Source organism: Streptomyces incanus (genome assembly GCF_042656345.1).
In the GTDB taxonomy this organism is placed as follows: Bacteria; Actinomycetota; Actinomycetes; order Streptomycetales; family Streptomycetaceae; genus Streptomyces; species Streptomyces incanus.
In genome coordinates, this window is record NZ_JBHSPC010000105.1 from 1 (window position 1) to 5,366 (window position 5,366).

The following is a 5,366-nucleotide window of genomic DNA, read 5'->3' on the forward strand; positions in this document are numbered from 1 at the left end:
CCTGGTCGTCGGTGAGCGCGATCACGAGCAGGCCATGGCATGTGGTCTTGCCCGAGTAGTTCTTGCGGTTCTCGGCCCCGGTCCTGCGCCGGGTGCGGATCAAGGAGCCGTCCAGCAGGACCACCCCGCCACCCTTTCGGGCGATCTTCTTCAGGGCGCGGTCCAGGCGCGGGGCGCGGGCGGCCGGCAGGCCGACGACCTCCCGCACCCACCGGGTCACGGTGGTGCGGTGCACCCGGTTGCCGCCGGCCAGGTCGCCGGGCCGCTGGTCACAGCGCAGCACCGCCGGCACGATGCCGGCGATCTTCCCCGCGGGCAGCGCCCGCCACCGCGAGCCGATCTTCTTCAGGTGGCCGCGCATCAGGCCGGCGAGATAGTTCAGGGTGGCGCTCGACAGCGGCAGGCGGGCGGTGCAGACAAGGCCGTCAGGGCCCTCGGCGAGAGGGTTGTTTTTCTTCACACCAAACTCAACTGCCGCCGGGGGCCCGCCGGTTACACCCCTGCGCACCGGCCTGGCGTGGTTACAAGCATGCGGTGAACCGCCCGTCGGGCCGTTTATGCAGCTGGCCGCGGTCGGCGAGCCTGGTCATCTTCGCCCGCAGCGGCTCCAGCTTCCCGCGCACCGCCACCTCAAGGCCCAGCTCCTCGCCCGCCGCCCTGCCCTGCACCAGGCCGCCGACGGCCCGCACGATCACCAGGATCTTGCGGTAGTCGGCGGGCAGTGCGGCCTCGTCGGGCGTCTCGCTGCGGTGCGGGATCAGCAGGACCGCCCGTCCCGCCATCCGGGCGGGCGTCGGGGTGACGGCCCCGGCGGCCTCCTCCGCGGCCCGGTCCTGCTCAGCCAGCCGGTGCAGGACCCGCTCGGCGATCACCAGTTCCTCCCGCTCGGCCTGGACCTCCTGCAGTTACTTGGCCAACTCCTCGGCAACCAGGCCCAGTTCACTTCGGCGAGCGATGATCCGCTCCAGCTCCTGCATCCCCACGCCCTCCCCGCACCCTCGCGGCGTACCGGCCCGGTGACGGATCGTAAAAGCGTCACGGCAACCGGCGCAGCAGAACCCGACAATCCCTCCGACCGACGTGCCGGACGATCTTCACCGTGGACACCCGCCGCTGACCAGCGCGAGTACCCCGTTCGCCCTTCACACCAGAGCCGTGACCTGCAAACTTCACGGTGCACACCGCTCAGTGACGGTGATGGCCGGCCGGCAGCGTCCTGCCCGGCCACGCGCGGCGGGCCGTCGGCCGGGGTTGCGCCCGACAGGGCGAGCGTCACCGAGGAGGCACGTCACCAACCGGGCGGCCGCACTGTGCCCATCACACGGGTCACGGTGATCTCGATGACCACGCGCTCGGGGTTGGGGCGGGGCGGCCGGTAGCGCTCGGCGTAGCGCCGTTCGGCCTCGGCGACGGATTCCGGATCGTCCTTGACCAGCGCGGTGCCTTCGAGGGTGCACCAGCGGCGCCCCTCGACCTGGCTGACCGCGACCGTCGCGCCGGGTCCGGCCGCCCGGACGTTGCGGACCTTCTTGCTGCCGACGCTGCTGATGATGCGTGCGATGCCGGCCTCGGGATCGAAGGTGACGCCCACGGGGACGAGATGCGGACTGCCATCCGGGCGGTGGGTGGCCAGGAAGCAGATCCGTCGTTCCTGCCAGAAACACTCCTCCTCCGCCCCGGGCGGAGGTACGTCGGTTGTCATGGTGGTCCTTCGTCGAGCCAGTAGCGCGCCAATTCTCCCCCAGCCCTGCAGCCTCCGAGCACCGGGTCTCTCCGGTCAGGCAGGAGGGGAGGACCACCGGGGGCACACCGGCCGGTGCGAGATGCGCATCGAGGGCCTGGCCCACACCGACGGCCTCCGGCCGGCGGAGGACATCGGCGACGTCCTCCTGGTCCTCGGCGAGGATCTGCACGGCGAAGTCGACGACCGCGCGGGCGAGGCCCTCCGCCGCGTCCGGCCCGGCCTGCGTCCAGGTCCGCAGGGAGGCACGAAGACGCGCCCGAGGGCTTCCAGGGCGAAGGCGACCTCGCACGGCTCGCCCGCGTCCGGGCCCGGCAGCGCGGTGATCGGGAAGACGATCCGTTCGGCGACGTCCACGAGCAGCGCGGGCATTCGCGGCTCGGCGCCGGCGAACTCGCGGGCGGCTTCGACGTCGCCGCCCCGGATGGCCCGGAGGTGGTTGAAGGCGTTGATGGCCGCGTCCGGGATCATCGGAGCGAGCGGCGTGGTGGTGTCAGGCATGACGGCTCCCCACATACGGGCCGCCTCGCTGCTCGCGGCGGCCTCATGAGCGCTGCTCGGGGCTCGGGGCACGGGCCTGTGGACAGAGTCCGCGCCCCGACGGTGAGCAGCGTCTCCAGGCCGCCGCGCCGCGTTGCACTCCGGCCGGAGTGACAAGTCCCTGATGTGGAACCCGTACCGACGCGGACGTCCGCGACACAGGACGGCATATGTCCGCGGCACACGACGGCAGAGAGGAAGGGACCGGCGCATGGAACGGGCTGCCCTGTTCGACGTCGACGGAACCCTCGTCGACACCAACCATCTCCACGTGACCACCTGGTGGGAGGCGTTCCGGCAGGCGGGCCACCAGGTGCCGATGCACGCGATCCACCGGGCCGTCGGGCTCGGCTCCGACGACCTCGTCGCCCATCTACTCGGGGACGACCGGGACAATGACCTGGACGAGGAGCTGAGCGCCGCCCACAAGGTCCTCTACGGGCAGTACTTCGCCCGGCTGCCCGCGCTGCGGGACGCCGGCCGGCTGCTGCGCCGCCTCGACCAGGACGGCTGGACGGTGGTGCTCGCCACCTCCGCCGGGGGCGCGGAGCTGTCCGCGCTGCGCCGGGCGATCGACGCGGACGACGCGATCAAGGCCACGGCCAGCGCCGACGACGTGGAGCAGGGCAAACCGGCCGCCGAACCCGTCGAACACGCCCTGGAGCTGGCTGGGGTGCCCGCCGAGCGCGCGGTGTTCGTCGGTGACACCGTGTGGGACATGAAGGCGGGCAGCAGGGCCGGGGTGCACTGTGTCGGCGTGCTGTGCGGCGGGATCCCGCGCGCCGACCTGAAGGAGGCGGGCGCGCGGGCGGTCTACGACGACCCTGCCCAGCTGCTCGCGTCCCTGGCCGACAGCCCGCTGGCGTGAGGAACGATCACCGCGGGACACCCACAGGCGCATGACTCGGCCCCGACGCGCGAACGCGACATATCGATCCCGTCGCCGCGGCCCGGCCCTTCCACTCCGGCAAACACAAGAGGCACGGGATGAACGTGCAGGTCCTCACCGGCCCTGCCCTACACCGTCCATGACGTCCGTGCGGTCTGCGAACACGGTATCGTCGACGCGCTTGCCGAGGCCGACACCACATGCTGGGCCGACCAGGGCCACCGGGGTGCCGGCGGCCCGGTCCGCATCCCGTGCCGGGGACTTTGGGAGACCCTTTCCGTCGGCCAGAAGGCTGTCAACCGGTCCCACGCGAAGATCCGCGCACTCGTTGAACAGGCCATGGCCACCCTCAAGTCCTGGCGGCTCCTCCGCAAGCTCCGGTGCTCGACCACCCGCATCACCCGCCTCGTCCAGGCCGTCCTCACCCTGCATCCGGCCAGCTCAGACCGATGATGGAAAAGCCTCACCGACATGAGGCCGAGATATCGCACCTCCGCTCCGTGGTTCGCCCATCCCGCCTGTCCGGTGCCCCGTTGGTGACTCTGCTGCGTAATTCGCCGGTCCCATAGGAACAGCCGCTCGAAGCGCCGAGCATGGCCGCGTCGCCGCAGGTCGCGGAGCGCGGTCCCGCGGCTCCGAGGAATTGGCAGCAGAGTCGTGGTTTCCTCAAACGCGCCGGCGGCCGTCGTCCGCTTCCCTCCGGTGGACGGCCGGGGCCTTGCCGGGGCCGTCGTCCGCGTCGAGGGGCAGGCCGATGGCGAGGAGCGCGACGTCGTCGTCGAGGTGTCCTGCGGCGTACCGGTACAGGTCGGCGAGCAGGGCGTCCAGCACGCGGTCCGGGTCCGGTGGGAGGGGGCGGGACAACCACGGGACCGGGTCGTAGAAGACTCCCCGGTGGTCGCGGGTCTCGACGACACCATCGGTGAACAACACCAGGACCGCGCCCTCGGGCAGGACGTACCGGTCCACCGGGACGTCCGGGCCGCCGAGGTCGGCCAGGCCCAGCGGCAGCGAGGGCACGCCCGGCTCCAGCGGGCGGGCCCGGCCACGGTGGAGCAGCAGCGGTGCCGGGTGCCCCCGATTGGCCACGTACAAGGTTGAGCCGTCGGCGGAGAGTTCGGCGATGACGGCGGTGGCGAACCTCTCGGCTTCCCCTCCGCTCTCGGCGGCGTTGGCCTCCTGGATCCGCTCCTCCAGGCAGCGGACCACGCCGGGCAGGTCCGGGATGCGGAGGGTGGCCTCGTGGAAGGTACCGAGCAGCGCGTTGACGGTTTGGACCGCACCCAGACCCTTGCCCCGGACATCGGCGATCATCAGCCGGATGCCATAGGGAGTGGAGTGGATCGCGTACAGATCGCCCCCGATGGCGGCCTCCCGCGCGGCGGCCTCGTAGCGGGCGGCCACAGCCAGTGGCCCGATCCGCCCGGGCGGGGAGGGGAGCACGGCGCGCTGGACGGCTTCGGCGACCTCGCGGGAGGTTTTCAGCTGCTGGCGCTCGTGGGCCAGCAGCCGATTGACGACCGCGGCCAGGAGGGTCAGGGTGACGAAGGTGGAGAAAGGGAAGACATCATCGATGCCGAACGGCGTCCTGCCTTTCACCAGGGGCAGGACTACCGCGGCGAGGAGCGCCGCCCCGCCGGTGGCGATCGTCCCGGCCAGGGAGAGCCAGGGTGCGACCAGCACGGGAGCAGCCGCTAACAGGATGAACACCCTCACACCTCGCGGGGTGAGGAGGTCGAGGAGGAACACGCCGAGGATCAGCGCGGCGGGCAGCCATCGAAACCACCGCCTCTCGCGGGGCGGTGACGCGCGGGTGAGTCCCATTCTCCTGCGCTCCGGGGGTGTTCCTGGACGGAATCAGGGTTTCAGTCTCTGCCGCATCCACGACCACGGCGACCGGAGTATCACGGCCGGACGGAGCCCCGGCGATCAGCCGGACTTCTGCGTTTCCCCTGGTGGGCGTTGTCACTGTGGGTTCTGGCCTCGGTACAGACGGACGGGACCGGTTGCAACTGCGGATCTGGCCTCCTGCCGCCTGGCGTCCGGGACGCCGTCTGGCGTCCGGGGTGTCGTCTGGCGTCGGGGGTGCTGTGGGTGTCCGGGGGTGTTTGTGGTCTGCTGCGGTGGCGCGGTGCGGGCGGGGGTTCCCCCGTTTTTTGGGTTGTTTCGTGGCCGGGCGGGTGTTGCGCGGGCGGG

Annotated in this window: 5 protein-coding genes and 2 pseudogenes; 3 read left to right on the plus strand and 4 right to left on the minus strand. The window is 71.6% G+C overall.

What is annotated here, in order from left to right; genetic code table 11:
• The 3 genes and pseudogenes from ACFP2V_RS30420 to ACFP2V_RS30430 all read right to left on the minus strand — a co-directional run.
• Positions 1 to 460, minus strand: a pseudogene (locus tag ACFP2V_RS30420) (IS5/IS1182 family transposase); the annotation flags it as partial.
• 61 nt (positions 461 to 521) lie between these two features.
• On the minus strand, positions 522 to 872 hold the full coding sequence (locus ACFP2V_RS30425) for a hypothetical protein (RefSeq protein ID WP_381218518.1): 351 nt from the start codon (positions 870 to 872) through the stop codon (positions 522 to 524).
• A gap of 416 nt (positions 873 to 1,288) precedes the next feature.
• Positions 1,289 to 1,702 (minus strand): pyridoxamine 5'-phosphate oxidase family protein, encoded by a 414-nt coding sequence (locus tag ACFP2V_RS30430; protein WP_381218519.1) that lies wholly within the window; start codon positions 1,700 to 1,702, stop codon positions 1,289 to 1,291.
• 121 nt (positions 1,703 to 1,823) lie between these two features.
• On the opposite strand from ACFP2V_RS30430, the gene ACFP2V_RS30435 reads away from it, so the two are divergent.
• The 3 genes and pseudogenes from ACFP2V_RS30435 to ACFP2V_RS30445 form a co-directional block, all read left to right on the plus strand.
• Positions 1,824 to 2,291 carry a hypothetical protein gene (locus ACFP2V_RS30435; RefSeq protein ID WP_381218520.1) on the plus strand — a complete coding sequence of 156 codons (468 nt, stop codon included), beginning with the start codon at positions 1,824 to 1,826 and terminating at the stop codon, positions 2,289 to 2,291.
• 201 nt (positions 2,292 to 2,492) lie between these two features.
• Positions 2,493 to 3,149, plus strand: coding sequence for an HAD family hydrolase (locus ACFP2V_RS30440; protein ID WP_381218521.1), 657 nt, complete (start codon positions 2,493 to 2,495; stop codon positions 3,147 to 3,149).
• 62 nt (positions 3,150 to 3,211) lie between these two features.
• Positions 3,212 to 3,623: pseudogene (locus tag ACFP2V_RS30445) on the plus strand (transposase family protein); the annotation flags it as partial.
• Between the two features lie 213 nt (positions 3,624 to 3,836).
• Here the strand turns inward: ACFP2V_RS30445 and ACFP2V_RS30450 are convergent.
• Positions 3,837 to 4,994 (minus strand): PP2C family protein-serine/threonine phosphatase, encoded by a 1,158-nt coding sequence (locus tag ACFP2V_RS30450; protein WP_381218522.1) that lies wholly within the window; start codon positions 4,992 to 4,994, stop codon positions 3,837 to 3,839.
• Positions 4,995 to 5,366 lie beyond the last annotated feature (372 nt).

Coding starts and splice junctions, on each gene's coding strand:
- ACFP2V_RS30430 (WP_381218519.1), bottom strand. CDS start 1,702: ATGACAACCGACGTACCTCCGCCCGGGGCGGAGGAGGAGTGTTTCTGG.
- ACFP2V_RS30435 (WP_381218520.1), top strand. CDS start 1,824: ATGCGCATCGAGGGCCTGGCCCACACCGACGGCCTCCGGCCGGCGGAG.
- ACFP2V_RS30440 (WP_381218521.1), top strand. CDS start 2,493: ATGGAACGGGCTGCCCTGTTCGACGTCGACGGAACCCTCGTCGACACC.
- ACFP2V_RS30450 (WP_381218522.1), bottom strand. CDS start 4,994: ATGGGACTCACCCGCGCGTCACCGCCCCGCGAGAGGCGGTGGTTTCGA.